We start from the raw sequence: 15642 nt of genomic DNA on the forward strand, positions 1-15642 counted from the left end.
TTAACTAAACAAAACATAATGAAACACTGGATTGAAGCCGCGCGTTTGCGCACATTACCTTTATCAGTTTCCGGAATTATAGTTGGAAGCATTTATGCGCTTTCAAACCCAACCGAAGCCATCAATACACCAACCGAAGTATTTAGCTGGAAAATTTTTGGTTTCGCCTTATTAACAACACTTGGTTTACAGGTTTTATCCAATTTTGCAAATGATTACGGAGATGGAGTAAAAGGAACTGATAATGAAGACCGAATAGGACCAAAGCGTGCTATTCAAAGCGGAGTTATCACGCCGAAAGCCATGAAAAAAGCAATAATTATAACTTCATTATTGACTTTATTGTCGGCAATTACTTTAATTTATTTTGCATTTGGCGAAACTAATTTCGGTTATTCCATATTTTTCTTATTGCTTGGAGTTGCTGCAATCGCATCAGCAATTCGTTACACAGTTGGTAATTCGGCTTATGGATATAAAGGATTTGGAGATGTTTTTGTTTTCGTATTCTTCGGACTTGTAAGTACATTAGGCGTTAACTTTTTATATTCTAAAGAAATTGATCCGCTTTTGATTCTTCCTGCAATTTCTGTTGGTTTATTAAGCGTAGGAGTTTTAAATCTAAACAATATGCGTGATGAGGAATCAGATAAAAAGTCAGGGAAAAATACAATCGTAGTGCAAATTGGCGGAGCAAAAGCTAAAATTTATCATTTTATCTTGATAATTACAGCAATGATTCTTGTAGTTATTTTTGCCATTTTAAGCGATTACAATTTCGATCAGTATTTGTTTTTATTGGCATTTATTCCTTTAACTAAACATTTAATTACCGTTTATAAAAATCAAGATCCCAAGTTGTTAGATCCTGAATTAAAAAAATTGGCTTTAAGTACTTTTTTACTTTCTTTATTATTAACAATATGTATGATTTCATTGATTTCAGACATTATCGTAAATCTTTTCTTAGGCGGAAGATAAACAAAGTTCAACTTTAAAATTTATAAAAATGAAAATTACATTTTACGGACACGCATCTTTAGGCATTGAAGTTGGAGGAAAACACATTCTTGTCGATCCATTTATTACGGGAAATCCAAAAGCTGCAGCAGTAGATATAAACACCATAAAAGCAGATTATATTTTGCTTACACACGCACATGGCGATCACGTTCTTGACGTTGAGGCTATCGCAAAACGAACCAACGCAACGATTGTTTCTAATGCAGAAATCACAAGTTATTACGCTCAAAGAGAGCTAAATGCACACCCAATGAATCACGGCGGAAGCTGGAATTTCGATTTTGGGAAAGTAAGATATGTAAATGCAATTCATTCAAGTTCTTTCCCTGACGGAACTTACGGTGGAAATCCGGGTGGTTTTGTAATCGAAAGCGAACATAAAAATATCTATATCGCCGGCGATACAGCACTTACATTTGATATGAAACTGATTCCGCTACGTACAAAATTAGATTTGGCAATTCTCCCAATCGGAAACAACTTTACAATGGATGTTGAAGATGCTATTATTGCTTCAGATTTCGTTGAATGCGATAAAATTTTAGGATATCATTTTGACACTTTCGGTTACATCGAAATCAATCATGAAGATGCTATTCGTAAATTTTTCGATAAAGGAAAAGATTTAATGCTTCTTGAAATCGGAGAATCAATCGAATTGTAATTCATTCATCCTCAACAAAGTCGAATTATCAGACTAAGGGGAGTCGGAATTCTCATCCTGAGCTGAGTCGAAGGATTTGGAATTTGGATTTTAAAAAATTGGAATTTTGATTTTTAGGAGCTATCTCCCGCTATACGCTATATCTTTTGTGCCGAACCCCGGCACAAAAGGATATCGCTTCTATCAGGGCTAGGGCTTTAGTTTTCATAATAAAAATTATTTTGGCACAATATATGTCATTTCGATAGAAGAGAAATTTGATCTTTGTGTTATTTGAGTAAATCAAGTTGTTAGATTAAACGAAATAAGCTTTTAGACTGAGTAAAAATGAACTTTGAACTGATCGAAATCTATTTGTCAGACTAAGCGGAATCGTAGTCCCTCAAAGCAATTCAAAACTTAATCATTTATAATCTATAAAATCTGTGGCAAACAAAAAATTAGAGAAAATTAATGTAATGAGTGGTAAAAAAATCAATATGACTTTTAAGAAATTAGCCCTATTCCTTTTAATAACAGTTTCTTATAATACGTTTGCACAAAAAGACGGTTATTGGGATAAGGAACGTGCAACAACAAAAGAAATTATTGTTTCAGCACGTGACAGAATTACCATTAAAACGGAAGATTTACCCGTAGGAACTACTGAAATAGTATACAGAATTACACTTTTAGATGAAAACCAGCAAATGACAAGCAGTTTGGTTTCAATGTTAAAGGCCATTCCGGATCCTTACGGAATTGGACAAGGTTCTGCCGGCGCTGTTTTTTTAATGTCAAAAATTTCAGGAGATGATTCTTGTACTTATGCATTATTTACTTCAAATGACGATGCAAAAAAATATGTTGACGACGGAAAAACTGATAAAGCGTGTTATGCTCAGGTTGATCCGGTAAACAAAGATGCTAAGAGATTGTCTATCGATAAATCATCTTGCATCAAACAAAATAGTACTACAATTTGGTTTGGATTTACGAGTAAAAACTGGGTTTTAAATCAAAAAGTAGTTTTAGAAGTTGTGCCTTGGGTCGATACAAAATTAAATCGTGGTTGGAATCAGGACAATAAAAACGAAATCATAAGTCTTTGTAAAACATCAACAATGGCACAAAAAATGGCCAATTCTGATGATTTTTGCGTTTGTATTCTGGAAAAAATAATGAAACAATATCGTTATACGGAATTTCAGAAATTATTAGCAATCGAAAAAACCAAAGTATATAAAGACTTCGGAAACGCCTGCTATCAGGATGTTGATATTTCTAAAAATGTTTACAATGATTTGAGAACTCAGGCTTCGACTTTAATAAAATTGCAAAAATACAACGAAGCAATTCAAAAGTTAAATACAATTATTAACGATGGAAAATCAACAGCATTAGATTACAGTTCAATTGGTTACAGTTATATTTTGACAAAACAATATGCTAAAGCAATAAAATCTCTTAAAGAAGGCGAAAAATTAGACGATACCGAATTATTGGTAAAACTTAATTTAGCGCACGTTTATTTAGTAAGCGACGATTATAGCGAAGCCAAAGCAATCTACAAAAAATACCAAACTCAAAACGTCACAGATAGTTTGAGCTGGAAAGAAAAAACAAAACAGGATTTTATAGTTTTCGAAAAAGCAGGTTTGCCATCAAAAGACTTTGAACGCGTTTTAAAACTTTATAATTAAAATATTTTTACCATATAAGTGATATAAGTTCAGTTAAAATATGCTCATGCTAAAATTATAATTACTTATATAACTTAAATGGTTTAACAAAAAAGATGAAAGCGACTTACCACAAATACATGTTGGATTTTAAACGTCCTTCCGGAACTTCGAGAGGCGTTATGACCGAAAAAGAAACCTGGTTTATTGTTCTTGAAGAAAATGGTAATAAAGGAATAGGCGAGTGCGGAATCTTACGAGGTTTAAGTGCTGATGATCGCTACGATTATGAAGAAAAAATAAAATGGACCTGCGAAAATATTCATCTTGGAGAAACCGCCTTATGGAAAGCATTATTAGAATTTCCTTCGATACAATTCGGGATTGAAATGGCCTTTTTATCGCTTAAAAGTGATAATCCTTATTTGTTGTTTCCTTCGGATTTTACCAATAATTCAAAATCAATTGTTATCAACGGTTTAGTTTGGATGGGCGAAGCTTCTTACATGAAACAACAAATTGAAGAGAAATTAGCGGATGGTTTTAATTGCATAAAACTCAAAATTGGTGCTATTGATTTTGAAAAAGAATTAGAATTATTGCGCTTTATCAGAACTCATTTTTCAGCAGAACAAATCGAAATCAGAGTAGATGCCAACGGAGCTTTCGCTTTAAATGAAGCTTTAAATAAACTAAAGCAATTGAATCAATTTCAGCTTCATAGTATTGAACAGCCTATCAAAAAAGGCAATATTGAAGCAATGGCAAATTTGTGTAAAACAACTCCATTTCCTATTGCATTAGATGAAGAACTAATTGGAATTTTTACATTAAAAGAAAAAGAAAAATTACTACAAGAAATCAAACCTCAATACATAATCCTTAAACCTAGTTTTGTTGGTGGATTCAGAGGAACAAAAGAATGGATTGATCTTGCTGATAAATACAATATTGGCTGGTGGATAACATCAGCTTTAGAAAGTAATATTGGACTGAATGCTATTGCACAATGGACATTCATGCAAAACTCAAAAATGCCGCAAGGTTTAGGAACCGGCGCTCTTTATACCAATAATTTTGATTGTCCGCTTGAAGTTTCAAAAGGTCAATTATGGTACAATACTGCTAAAAACTGGGATTCTTTTTTTTAGAAGGTATAAAGTAAGGAAAGGAGCAAAGGTTCAAAGGGTCAAAGGTTCAAAGGAGCAAAGGTTCAGAGGCTCAAAGGTTCAGAGTTATCTAGTTAAAGACCTTTGGCCCTTTGTAACTCTGTACCTTTTGAACCCTTTTTTAAACCTATTTTCACTCTTTCCCTCCAAGCAACCCTTTTTGTAAATCTTTTAATTCCTGCCATCTTCCCTGATAGGCTAATAAAGCTTGTTTTGCCCAGGTACTTGGATTATGGATTGCATAATTTTCACCACCGGAATCTAAAATTGATTGTAATCTTTCAGTCGATGTTTCTGATAGATCACGCCAGGTTTTAATTCCCGCAACATTAAATAAAACTTCAATTTTAGGTCCAATTCCTTCCACAATTTTCAAATCATCCTCTTTTATTTTTTTTCCATAAGCGATACTTGCCAATGAAGCATCAAATAGAAATGCAGGAGGATTAGTTGCAAATGATTGTGATTCGGAAAAACTTGACTTAGCGGCTAAATCAGCTTCTAATGAAGAAATTTTTAAGTTCAAATTTCTTGTATTTGCTTTGCAAGCGTCTAAATCATCTTGTAATGACAATGCAAGTGAATCATCTCCTTTTGAATTCATTTTTCCAATTAAGTAACCTAAAATTCCACAGATTAATCCCACTAGCGCAGGTATTAAGATACAAGGTATATTCATAATAGTATATTTTGATTAGTTATTTGATTGTAATTACAGTTCGTCTGTTGTTTGCTTTTCCTTCAGCAGTATCATTTTCACCAATTGGTTCGTCCGGACCTTTTGATTCAGTTGTAATGCGGCTTTCTTCAATTCCATTTTTCGCCAAATAGTTTTTAGAAAATTCTGCACGCTTTTGCCCCAGCACAATATTAGCATCGCGATTTCCAACATTATCACTATGTCCTACAATAAGAACAACGGCATCTTTAACATGTTCTGTATATTTTACCAGATCTGCTACTTTTTGTTTTTCAAGATTTGTTAATTTATCGCTGGATTTATTGGTATTGAAATGCAGAATTAACGGATCTCCATTAATTTTTTCTTTTAAAATAGTCCATTCATCTGTTGTTGCGGGAGTAGTTTCAGGAGTTCCAAATTTGTATTCAGCCGGACCCAAAAGTGTATCTGAAATCGTTTTCCACTTATCGATTATTTCACCTTTTGTATCAAATTGAGCAGCTGATAAACCTTTAGAAACAAAAAACTTTTTGATATCATTTGCCCTTGCCAGACCCAGATTTTCAAAAGTGGTTGAGTTGGTTTCGTCGGATGTAGCATATCCGGTTATTGTTATTATTTGGTTTGGATTTGCAATCAAAAATGTTTTAAGATTTTCAAGTCCAATGGATACAGAATCACCAACAGGCAGGATTACTGCAAAGCTGTTTTTAAGGAACTTGATATTATCGTTAGTTCGATAATCAATTCCTGAACCATTTAGAATAAAGGGGACAAAATTATTGTCCTGAGCCACAACTACGGATACTTTTTGAGTATCAGCCGCCGGTGTCTTAATAGTACAATTGCAACAAAATTCTACATACAAAAAAGTACCTAAAATAATTGTTATTGCAATGCCTAATAGATAAAGTGCTTTTTTAGACATAGATAATGAAGTTAAGATTTGATCAAATTTAACAAAAAAATAAATACAAAATGAATTGATAATCAATTATTTAGAAGTTATGTATTTAGTTTTTAGATAATTACATAAAACAATATATAAACTCTACGATTGATTAATCTTGATTTTTAGACTGAATTAAATTGAGTAACTTGCATAAAAAATTAATTTAAGACATACAAAAATGGTCGAAATAGAAAGAAAGTTTCTTGTAAAATCCAATGATTTTAAAGAACAGGCTTTTACTCAAAATAATATTGCTCAGGGCTATTTAAGTTCAATACCCGAAACAACTGTCAGAGTTAGAATTAAAGGAAATAAAGGCTTTATTACTATTAAAGGAATTAGTCATCACGGAGGAATGTCCCGTTTTGAATGGGAAAATGAAATACCGGTTGATGAAGCTAAGGAATTACTTAAATTATGTGAAAAAGGCAAAATAGAGAAAACTCGTTTTGAAATAAAATCCGGAGATCATATTTTTGAAGTAGATGAATTTTATGGAGAAAATGAAGGTTTGGTAATGGCGGAAATCGAATTAAAATCAGAAACTGATTCCTTTGAAAAACCGGACTGGCTTGGCGAAGAAGTAACCGATGACGAAAGATATTATAATGCTTATTTGAGCAAAAATCCTTTTAAAAATTGGGGAAAACATTAGAATTATGACAGAACAATATGATTTAATCATCGTCGGAGGAGGTCCAATTGGGCTTGCTTGTGCGATAGAAGCTCAAAAGAAAAATTTACGTTATTTGATTATCGAAAAAGGCGCAATTGTAAACAGTATTTTCAATTATCCTTTATATATGACTTTTTTTTCAACGGCCGAAAGGCTTGAAATAGGGGATATTCCGTTTAGTTGTCTGGCACCAAAACCCGGTCGTCAGGAAGCTTTAGAATATTATCGAAATATTCATCGTTATTTTAAATTTTCAATCAATTTATTTGAAAAAGTAACTGAGGTTAAGAAATTAGAAAATACTTTTTTTAAAATTACAACAGACAAATCGTTATATGAATCTAAAAATGTTGTGATTGCAACGGGTTTTTATGATATTCCCATTGAAATGAACGTTGTAGGGGAGGATTTATCTAAAGTGCGACATTACTATAAAGAAGCACATGAATATGCTTTTAGAAATGTTTTAGTTGTTGGAGCCAATAATTCATCTGTAGATGCAGCTCTGGAATGCTGGAGAAAAGGAGCTAATGTAACAATGGTTATTCGTAAAAACGAAATCAATAGCAGGGTAAAATATTGGGCAAAACCAGATATTGAAAACCGAATTGAAGAGGGAAGTATAAAAGCTTATTTTCAATCTAATATAACTGAAATTAGAGAAAATGAAGTTGAAATCGATACGCCAAGCGGAAAAGTCATTATAGAAAATGACTTTGTGTTAGCCTTAACCGGATACAAACCAGATTTGGGTTTTCTTGAAAATATGGGAATTCAATTGTCTGAGGATGAATTAAAAACACCAACTTATAATCCGGAAACTATGGAAACAAATGTTGATGGTTTATTTCTTGCAGGGGTTATTTGCGGCGGAATGCACACACATAAATGGTTTATTGAGAATTCCCGTGTTCACGCTAATATGATCGTGGATTATATTACTTCAAAGTAAACTTTATCACACATTTTTGTTGTCACATTGAGCGAAGTCGAGAACACTTTACGTGCATTTCGACTTCGCTCAATGTGACACACTTTTTATAAATTTTTTTTAGCATCAAAATATTATGAACTACAAGATAGCATTGAACAGCCTACTTTAGATCTCGCCCAATCAGGTCGTTTTACAAACCATCTTTGATATTCCGGTTGTTCGTCATATGGCTTTTGCAATACTAAGTACAATTCATCAATCAATGAATAATCACCTTGATCAGCGGCGTCAATTGCTAATTGAGACATATAATTTCTCAACACATATTTGGGATTTATCTGATTCATTTTTTCTGAGCGAACTTCATCTGATAATTCTTCTGCATTTAATCTTTCGATATAAACAGTAAACCATTTTTTCCAGGATTCAAGAATTTCTCCTTTGATTTCTTCGGGAATATAGAAAGAATCTTTTACCCTTTCAATTGCATTTTCAACTGAATCTTTTTTCTGAATCTGACTCAAATTTCTAAAAAATATTGTCATATCAGTTTCAGATAATTGCAAAACTGTTTCTAAAGCTGTAATTAGTTTATCATCAGTTTCAGTTGAAGTAAAGACTCCTAATTTACTTAAAAACATTGTTTTATAATCAGATTCGAATTCAGTAATAAATGATTCTAATATTTTTTCCAATGGTTCAGCTTCATTGATTAACGGGTACAAAGCATTTGCTAATTGGTACAAATTCCATTGTGCAATTTGAGGCTGATTACCAAAACGATATCTTCTGTTTTGACTGTCTGTAGTGTTTGGAGTCCAATTTGGATCGTAATTTTCAAGCCATCCGTAAGGACCGTAATCAATCGTGATCCCGTGAATCGACATATTATCAGTATTCATAACGCCGTGTACAAAACCAACACGTTGCCAATGCAAAATCATTTCGCGTGTTTTATTCGCTACAGATTTAAAAAACTGTAAATATTGTTCTTTTGGCTCACCATTAATTTCAGGAAAATAATGTTTGATAGTATGTTCAACAAAATCCTTTAAGTTTTTAAGTTCATTTCGCGCTGTCAGCATTTCAAAACTTCCAAAACGAATGAAAGAAGGAGCAACACGACAAACAATAGCACCTTTTTCGTAAGCGGGATTTCCGTTATATAAAATATCTCGCAATACTTCATCACCGGATAACATCAACGAAAGTGATCGGGTAGTAGGAACACCCAAATGATACATTGCTTCAGCGCATAAATATTCCCTAACAGAAGAACGCAAAACCGCCAAACCATCAGCAGTTCTGGAATATGGTGTTTTTCCTGCACCTTTTAACTGGAGCGTAAAAAAATTATTATTGTGTTCTATTTCCGTTAAATTAATTGCACGTCCATCTCCTAATTGTCCTGCCCAATTTCCAAATTGATGCCCCGCATAACACATAGCATATGGTCTCGTTTCCGGAAGAATTTCTTTTCCGGAAAAAGTATTCAGAAAAGATTCTGACTGAATTTCATCAGATGAAACCCCAATTAATTCAGCTACTTCTTTTGAAGCATGAATTAAACTGGGATTTGATGGTTTGACAGGATTTACATATGAGAATACAGTGTTTTTAACCTGACGAATTTCATTAGTTTCTTCAGGATCTGCAGGTAATTCAGCAGTAAATCGATTGTTTATTTTTAAATTTTTCATTGGAGTTTTTTTTTGCCACAGATTAAAATGATTTAAAAGTATTATTAAACTGTAACAGGGTTACACATAATTCAAGAAAAATCATTTTAATCTGTGTAATCTGTGGCATTTTTTAAATTATTTTATCGGCGTATATTTTTTTTAATAGCTGCACCTTTGGATCAATTACGATTTGGCAATAATGTGAATCCTGATTGTTATTGTAATAGTTTTGATGATCTTCTTCGGCATTGTAAAAGACTTCGAAAGATTTTAATTCAGTAACAATTGAATCTTCATATAATGATGCCACTTCTTCAAAAACCTGCTGCGCAATCTCCTTTTGTTCATCATCATGATATAAAACAATCGAACGATATTGCGTTCCTTTGTCTGCTCCCTGACGATTTAAAGTTGTTGGATCATGACTTGTCATAAAGATATAAACTAAATCATGATATGAAATTATATCAGGATTAAAAGTAACTTGTATGACTTCGGCGTGACCGGTTCTGCCTGTGCGAACTTCTCGATATGGCGGATTTTTAATAAAACCTCCCGAAAAGCCTGATTTTAAGGATTCAATCCCTTTTAAACGTTGAATTACTGCTTCAATACACCAAAAACATCCACCACCAAAAGTAGCGACTGATAAATTTTCCATAAAAGTATTGTTTAAGTTTACTTGCCCTATTAATCCGATAGAATATTATGATAAATTATTAGCAAAACAACAATTTAATTAAAGATACTAAACGGATATTGAATGTTTGAATTTTGCAATTGATAAATTCGCAATTCTATAAAAAAGCAATATATTTGCAATCAAACTCAGGCACACTAATGAATAGCAAAAATAGTACCACCACTTTAGAAACTTATTTTCAGGAATTTAGACAACATATTGTTGGAATTGATCAGGAATTTTCTTCTCCATATGGCAAAAAAAAGATCATATATACGGATTGGACTGCCAGCGGAAGGTTATATAGACCAATTGAGGAGAAACTTCTAAATAATTTCGGACCTTTTGTAGCCAATACTCACACAGAAACTACTGTGTCAGGTACTGCCATGACAAAAGCGTATCATCATGCCAGAAATATTATCAAGCGCCATGCAAATGCAAATAATGATGATGTTTTAATTACTGATGGAACCGGAATGACTGGTGTTGTCAATAAATTTCAACGTATTTTAGGATTAAAGATTCCTGAGAATTTAAAAGATTTTATTACTGTCCCTACAGAAAAAAAGCCAATTGTATTTATTTCGCACATGGAACATCATTCCAATCAAACGTCTTGGTTAGAAACTATTGCTGATGTTGAGATCATTCCGTCTTGCGAAAAAGGACTTTTTTGTTTGGATAATTTGGCTTTATTATTAGAAAAATATGCTGACAGAACGATAAAAATCGCTTCTATTACTTCATGTTCAAATGTTACGGGTTTAAAAACTCCTTTTCATGAAGCGGCAAAATTGATGCATCAAAATAACGGAGTCTGTTTTGTAGATTTCGCTTGTTCAGGACCTTATGTAGAAATTGATATGCATCCTGAAGATCCGGAGTCGTATCTTGATGCTATTTTCTTTTCACCTCATAAATTTTTAGGTGGTCCGGGAACTTCGGGTGTTTTAATATTTAATAAAAAATTATACAATAATATGATTCCTGATTGTCCCGGCGGCGGAACCGTAAGCTGGACAAATCCTTGGGGTGAACATAAATATATTGATAATATTGAGGATCGCGAAGATGGAGGAACTCCTGGTTTCCTACAGGTTATTAAAACGGCGCTGGCAATTGAGTTGAAGGAAGAAATGGGAATTGAAAACATTTTACAGCGTGAACACGAAATTGTTGATTTTGTTTTTAAAGAATTAGATGCTGTTTCTAATATCAAGATTTTAGCTGGACAACATCAAAATCGTTTGGGTGTAGTTTCATTTTTTATAGAAAATCTTCATTTTAATCTAGGAGTAAAATTGCTGAATGATAAATTTGGGATTCAAACCAGAGGAGGATGCAGTTGTGCAGGAACTTACGGGCATTTTTTATTACATGTAGATCAGGAAACTTCGAATAAATTGATTGATGAAATTACAATTGGTGATTTAATCAAAAAACCAGGATGGATCAGAATGTCGATTCACCCAACAACTACAGATCAGGAAATTGCTTTTGTTTGTGCAAGTATAAAGGATTTAGCTGAGAACCATGAAAGATGGGCTTTAGATTATTCTTATAATAAAAACACAAACGAATTTGTTCATAAAAATGCGACTTCATTTGAGGATGAATTGGTTGCGGGGTGGTTTAAAAGTTAGATTGGCTTTTTTTACCGCAAAGTTTGCAAAGTTTTTACGTAAAGAGCTCAACGTTTTTTTATAGATTGTAAATAATTTATTTTTTAAGATTATAAAGCTTTGTGTTGAAATTATAATAAAGTAAACCGGACAGATTTTTAAAACCTGTCCGGTTTGTTGTTTATAAATATTTTTTATAACTTTTGAAAAAGTTAGCAATATATCAAATGAAAATTTTTAAAGAGTTCAAAGAATTTAATGAATATGTAGGATTAAAAATGCCGGTTGATAATGATATAGATATTGGTTACTATGATGCTGCAAATATGCGAACAAAATCTGAAGCTGTTACGGCTGATTTTTATCGTATTTCTATCAAATTTAATTATGTAGATAAATCTCAGGCACTTCCAAAACCTATAGATGCTATTTTTTTCAGCAGTCCAACAATGTCAAACGGATGGAATGTTGAGCCAAACTATACAGGAATGTATTTGCAATTATCTAAAAAAATAATAGAAGAAAACAGATTTTTATTTAAAACTTATCTGGATTATGGTCAGCACGAAGCTTTATTTTTGACAAAAAATGAAGTGGATGAAATAACTACGCTTTTTGGCTTAATGCATAAATATTATATAAGTGAAAGTCGAAACTTCAATGTATTACTTTCGTATGTAAACGTGCTAATATCAGTAGTTGAAACTTTTTACAGCAGACAATTTTCTACAAACCCAAAACAATATAATCGAATTGTTACTGATTTTCAGCAAAGCTTAAAGGATTACTATAATCAGCCTGTAAAACAATTACCTAATGTTCAGTATTTTGCAGATCAATTAGGATTAACTCCTAATTATTTAGGTGATATCATCAAACATTTCACGAACAAATCTGCGCTTGAAAATATCCATGAATTTGTAATTAAAAAAGCAAAGGAATTATTAGAGAAAAATACTTCAATGAATAATACCGAAGTCGCTTATCACTTAGGGTTTGAATATCCCAATTATTTTTCTAAATTTTTTAGAAAACAAGTAAATCTTACTCCTAAAGAGTATCGGGAAAAAATTAAAAATTTATAAATCAATTACAACCAAAACGTCTTTTAAGGCGTTTTTTTATTATCAGTAATTTGTATCTTTTTTTCCGGTGATTTGTTCCACCTTAAGATTCTATCTCTTTTTACATTTGCCAAGTAAAATTAATCAAACGATGGAAAAAAAGAAAAAAGTATTACTGATAAACGCTCATTTAACTTATCCAAACTGGTCAGAAGGAAATTTGAACAATTCATTTATCGAAGTTGCAAAGCATTTTTTTACAGCTAACAATTATGAAATTTTAGAAACTGTAATTGAGAAAGAATATAATCCCGATGAAGAAGTTAGAAAACACTTAGAAGCTGATATTGTGATTTTACAAACTCCAATCAACTGGTTTGGAGCTCCGTGGATTTATAAAAAATATATAGATGAAGTTTTCAACAGCGGATTACATAGTCAAAAATTTCTTTCGGGAGATGGAAGAACAAGGGAAGATAGTTCAAAACAATACGGAACTGGCGGAAAAATGCAAGGGAAACAATTTATGATTTGCGCAACATGGAATGCTCCTGAACAAGCTTTTGGAAATATAGATCAAACTTTACTGCAGGGTAAAACTACATCAGATTTATTTTTAAATATTTCAAGCAATTATCGCTTTTGTGGTGTTGACATTTTACCGGATTATAATTGTTTTGATATTTATAAAAGTGAAACAATAAAGAAAGATCTTGAAAATTATCCGGCACATTTATCCAAAATATTTTCCTGAATATTTTACCGCAAGGTTCGCTAAGATTTTTTATTAGTATGTTAAAAAACACAAAGTTCCCAAAGCTGGTTAAATACAAAGCTTTGTGAACTTTGTGTTTATGTTCATACTGTTGGTGAAAAATTTGTGCACTCTGCGGTAAAAATCAATTTGGTTTTGAACGTTTTTATTTCTTATAAATTTAAAATTTCTTGTTTAGCCCCGATAGAGCTGATATCCTTTGAGAGGAACGAACAAAGATAAAGGCGAAAGCGGGACAAAAGGTCTTTTAAACTTTATATGGTTCTGCTCCAAAAAAAAATCTACATAATCAAGCGAACTCCGCCAAGATCCGAAACTCTGTACGAGAATTTATTTCCGGGAGAACCAATAAACATGAAATTTTTGGGGATTTTCCATTTTTTAGATAGTTCATCAATAATTTCGGGACCAAAAACACCTTGAATTTCAAGATATTCCAGATCAATTTCATCATATGCGCGATCTAAAACTTCGAGATCTTTTATGAGCGCGTCATTATTTGATGTGTCATTTTTGACATGAACGATTTTCAGTTTATTAGTAGTTTCATTGCCCTGGACATATTGTAAAACTTTGTTGAGAATAGCAATGTCATCACCTTTAGTAAAAAACACGAATTCCTGCGAATTGATTTCGACACTCATTTTCTGTAAATACCTATTACTTAAAATTACCATTTTACGTAACGGCTGATAGAAATATTCTAAAGCTTCGATTAAAAGCCGAATTAAAAAGACACGATTAAGCATGATCCCGATAAAAATTAAGGAAGGAACCATATATTTTAAAAAGGTATAAAACGAATTAATGTTAAATTTTATGTTACCAATGAAAGCGGCGATAATAAATGAAACTGCCAGAACAACTGCGATTCCTTTTGCACGCTCGGGTCTTGGTAATTTTCGGCGTTTGAATTTGAGTAATAAATTCCCGATGCCGAATAATGCCATTACTGCTAAAAACGAAAAGGTGTAAACTCCTGCCAAAGATTCTAAATGTCCGTGTGTGGCAAATAACACAGAAATACACAAAACCAAAAAACTAATTACAATTCTATAATGAGAACCCCTTGCATTTTGTTTTAGAAAATAATTTGGTAGAATTCTATCTAATGTCATTCGGTTTAATAATCCGGAAACTCCCACAAATGAGGTCAATACGGCACCACATAAGACTAAAACGGCATCAATAGAAATCAACCACGCCAGCCAGGATCCGCCAGTTGTTTGTCCTAAATGGGCGAGAAGAGATTCTTTATTAGCGCCAACTTCGGTCAGTGGAATTACACTTATTAATAAAATAGCGATTACAGGATTGAAGAAACTAACAATCGCCCACATGTTTCTTAAGGTTTTTGGAAAAACGCCATGTTCTTGTTCTTCAACAAAATTAGCTGAACTCTCAAAACCTGATATTCCGAGCATTGCTGCCGAAAAACCTAAAAAAAGAGCCGTTTTAATGTTTCCGTATGCAATAGGTGTTTCCCAATTGATATGAAAAGTTTCTAAACCATTATTTAAAACAAACCAAAGTGAGGCTAAAACCAATAAACTTAAAGTAGCTAAATGTGTGATGAAAATAATTACCGCTACAAATGCAGATTCGCCAATTCCTAAAATTGCAAGTCCCGTAAATAGCACTAAAACAATGACGGTTGCAATTGTTATATTTAAACTTTCAAATATTCCGTGTAGATAATGCATACCTTCTGAAGCCGAAATTACTGCCGTTGCCATGTAAGACAAAACAATTAAGGTGGCGGCTAATGAGGCTAATCGTTTTGTTGATGTATTTAATAAAACATTGTATGCGCCTCCGTTTAAAGGTATTGCACCAACAACTTCTCCGTAAATTTTTCTGAATAAATACAAAACTACGGCAACAATCAACAATGAAATCCAGGCGTATTGTCCGGCATATAATATTGTTAATGCCGAAACATATAAACAAGAGGAACTAATATCGTTGCCGCAAATTGCTGTTGCCTGTAATTGATTTAATTTTTTGTGTACAAGTTCTTTCATAGTTATTCAGGATTAAAACACGATTAACT

The 15642-nt window shown here is 32.6% G+C and carries 14 protein-coding genes; 9 read left to right on the forward strand and 5 right to left on the reverse strand.

Annotated elements, in window-relative coordinates:
- Positions 1-18 precede the first annotated feature (18 nt).
- The 4 genes from menA to KHA90_RS05990 all read left to right on the forward strand — a co-directional run bounded on the left by menA (position 19) and on the right by KHA90_RS05990 (position 4499).
- A complete protein-coding gene (gene menA, locus KHA90_RS05975; RefSeq protein ID WP_213296402.1) occupies positions 19-981 on the forward strand; it encodes a 1,4-dihydroxy-2-naphthoate octaprenyltransferase in 963 nt (320 codons plus the stop codon).
- Between the two features lie 28 nt (positions 982-1009).
- On the forward strand, positions 1010-1687 hold the full coding sequence (locus KHA90_RS05980; RefSeq protein WP_213296404.1) for a metal-dependent hydrolase: 678 nt from the start codon (positions 1010-1012) through the stop codon (positions 1685-1687).
- A gap of 479 nt (positions 1688-2166) precedes the next feature.
- Positions 2167-3369: a tetratricopeptide repeat protein gene (locus tag KHA90_RS05985; RefSeq protein WP_213296789.1), complete on the forward strand. Its 1203-nt coding sequence runs from the start codon at positions 2167-2169 to the stop codon at positions 3367-3369.
- A 95-nt stretch (positions 3370-3464) separates the two neighbouring features.
- Positions 3465-4499: an o-succinylbenzoate synthase gene (locus tag KHA90_RS05990; RefSeq protein WP_213296407.1), complete on the forward strand. Its 1035-nt coding sequence runs from the start codon at positions 3465-3467 to the stop codon at positions 4497-4499.
- Positions 4500-4650: 151 nt separating this feature from the next.
- Here KHA90_RS05990 and KHA90_RS05995 read toward each other — a convergent pair whose 3' ends face one another.
- The gene (locus tag KHA90_RS05995; RefSeq protein WP_213296409.1) at positions 4651-5196 is read right to left on the reverse strand and encodes a hypothetical protein; all 546 of its coding nucleotides are present in this window, start codon (positions 5194-5196) and stop codon (positions 4651-4653) included.
- 19 nt (positions 5197-5215) lie between these two features.
- On the reverse strand, positions 5216-6127 hold the full coding sequence (locus KHA90_RS06000) for an OmpA family protein (protein WP_213296411.1): 912 nt from the start codon (positions 6125-6127) through the stop codon (positions 5216-5218).
- A 202-nt stretch (positions 6128-6329) separates the two neighbouring features.
- On the opposite strand from KHA90_RS06000, the gene KHA90_RS06005 reads away from it, so the two are divergent.
- On the forward strand, positions 6330-6806 hold the full coding sequence (locus KHA90_RS06005) for a CYTH domain-containing protein (RefSeq protein WP_213296413.1): 477 nt from the start codon (positions 6330-6332) through the stop codon (positions 6804-6806).
- A 4-nt stretch (positions 6807-6810) separates the two neighbouring features.
- A complete protein-coding gene (locus KHA90_RS06010; protein ID WP_213296415.1) occupies positions 6811-7779 on the forward strand; it encodes a YpdA family putative bacillithiol disulfide reductase in 969 nt (322 codons plus the stop codon).
- 113 nt (positions 7780-7892) lie between these two features.
- Here the strand turns inward: KHA90_RS06010 and KHA90_RS06015 are convergent, their stop codons facing one another.
- On the reverse strand, positions 7893-9461 hold the full coding sequence (locus KHA90_RS06015; RefSeq protein WP_213296417.1) for a protein adenylyltransferase SelO: 1569 nt from the start codon (positions 9459-9461) through the stop codon (positions 7893-7895).
- A gap of 112 nt (positions 9462-9573) precedes the next feature.
- Positions 9574-10104: a peptide-methionine (S)-S-oxide reductase MsrA gene (msrA, locus tag KHA90_RS06020; RefSeq protein WP_213296419.1), complete on the reverse strand. Its 531-nt coding sequence runs from the start codon at positions 10102-10104 to the stop codon at positions 9574-9576.
- A gap of 179 nt (positions 10105-10283) precedes the next feature.
- On the opposite strand from msrA, the gene KHA90_RS06025 reads away from it, so the two are divergent.
- From KHA90_RS06025 to KHA90_RS06035, 3 genes are all read left to right on the forward strand, one after another.
- Positions 10284-11771 (forward strand): aminotransferase class V-fold PLP-dependent enzyme, encoded by a 1488-nt coding sequence (locus KHA90_RS06025; RefSeq protein ID WP_213296422.1) that lies wholly within the window; start codon positions 10284-10286, stop codon positions 11769-11771.
- Positions 11772-11977: 206 nt separating this feature from the next.
- Positions 11978-12835 (forward strand): helix-turn-helix domain-containing protein, encoded by an 858-nt coding sequence (locus KHA90_RS06030; RefSeq protein WP_213296425.1) that lies wholly within the window; start codon positions 11978-11980, stop codon positions 12833-12835.
- 130 nt (positions 12836-12965) lie between these two features.
- Positions 12966-13568, forward strand: coding sequence for an NAD(P)H-dependent oxidoreductase (locus tag KHA90_RS06035; RefSeq protein ID WP_213296428.1), 603 nt, complete (start codon positions 12966-12968; stop codon positions 13566-13568).
- 302 nt (positions 13569-13870) lie between these two features.
- Here the strand turns inward: KHA90_RS06035 and KHA90_RS06040 are convergent, their stop codons facing one another.
- Positions 13871-15613 carry an APC family permease gene (locus tag KHA90_RS06040; RefSeq protein WP_213296430.1) on the reverse strand — a complete coding sequence of 581 codons (1743 nt, stop codon included), beginning with the start codon at positions 15611-15613 and terminating at the stop codon, positions 13871-13873.
- Between the last annotated feature and the right edge of the window lie 29 nt (positions 15614-15642).

Origin of the sequence: Flavobacterium psychroterrae, assembly GCF_018380615.1 — a bacterium.
Taxonomy (GTDB): domain Bacteria; phylum Bacteroidota; class Bacteroidia; order Flavobacteriales; family Flavobacteriaceae; genus Flavobacterium; species Flavobacterium psychroterrae.

Excerpts from the sequence above, each read along its gene's own strand:
- menA (WP_213296402.1), top strand. The coding sequence starts at position 19 with ATGAAACACTGGATTGAAGCCGCGCGTTTGCGCACATTACCTTTATCA.
- KHA90_RS05980 (WP_213296404.1), top strand. The coding sequence starts at position 1,010 with ATGAAAATTACATTTTACGGACACGCATCTTTAGGCATTGAAGTTGGA.
- KHA90_RS05985 (WP_213296789.1), top strand. The coding sequence starts at position 2,167 with ATGACTTTTAAGAAATTAGCCCTATTCCTTTTAATAACAGTTTCTTAT.
- KHA90_RS05990 (WP_213296407.1), top strand. The coding sequence starts at position 3,465 with ATGAAAGCGACTTACCACAAATACATGTTGGATTTTAAACGTCCTTCC.
- KHA90_RS05995 (WP_213296409.1), bottom strand. The coding sequence starts at position 5,196 with ATGAATATACCTTGTATCTTAATACCTGCGCTAGTGGGATTAATCTGT.
- KHA90_RS06000 (WP_213296411.1), bottom strand. The coding sequence starts at position 6,127 with ATGTCTAAAAAAGCACTTTATCTATTAGGCATTGCAATAACAATTATT.
- KHA90_RS06005 (WP_213296413.1), top strand. The coding sequence starts at position 6,330 with ATGGTCGAAATAGAAAGAAAGTTTCTTGTAAAATCCAATGATTTTAAA.
- KHA90_RS06010 (WP_213296415.1), top strand. The coding sequence starts at position 6,811 with ATGACAGAACAATATGATTTAATCATCGTCGGAGGAGGTCCAATTGGG.
- KHA90_RS06015 (WP_213296417.1), bottom strand. The coding sequence starts at position 9,461 with ATGAAAAATTTAAAAATAAACAATCGATTTACTGCTGAATTACCTGCA.
- msrA (WP_213296419.1), bottom strand. The coding sequence starts at position 10,104 with ATGGAAAATTTATCAGTCGCTACTTTTGGTGGTGGATGTTTTTGGTGT.
- KHA90_RS06025 (WP_213296422.1), top strand. The coding sequence starts at position 10,284 with ATGAATAGCAAAAATAGTACCACCACTTTAGAAACTTATTTTCAGGAA.
- KHA90_RS06030 (WP_213296425.1), top strand. The coding sequence starts at position 11,978 with ATGAAAATTTTTAAAGAGTTCAAAGAATTTAATGAATATGTAGGATTA.
- KHA90_RS06035 (WP_213296428.1), top strand. The coding sequence starts at position 12,966 with ATGGAAAAAAAGAAAAAAGTATTACTGATAAACGCTCATTTAACTTAT.
- KHA90_RS06040 (WP_213296430.1), bottom strand. The coding sequence starts at position 15,613 with ATGAAAGAACTTGTACACAAAAAATTAAATCAATTACAGGCAACAGCA.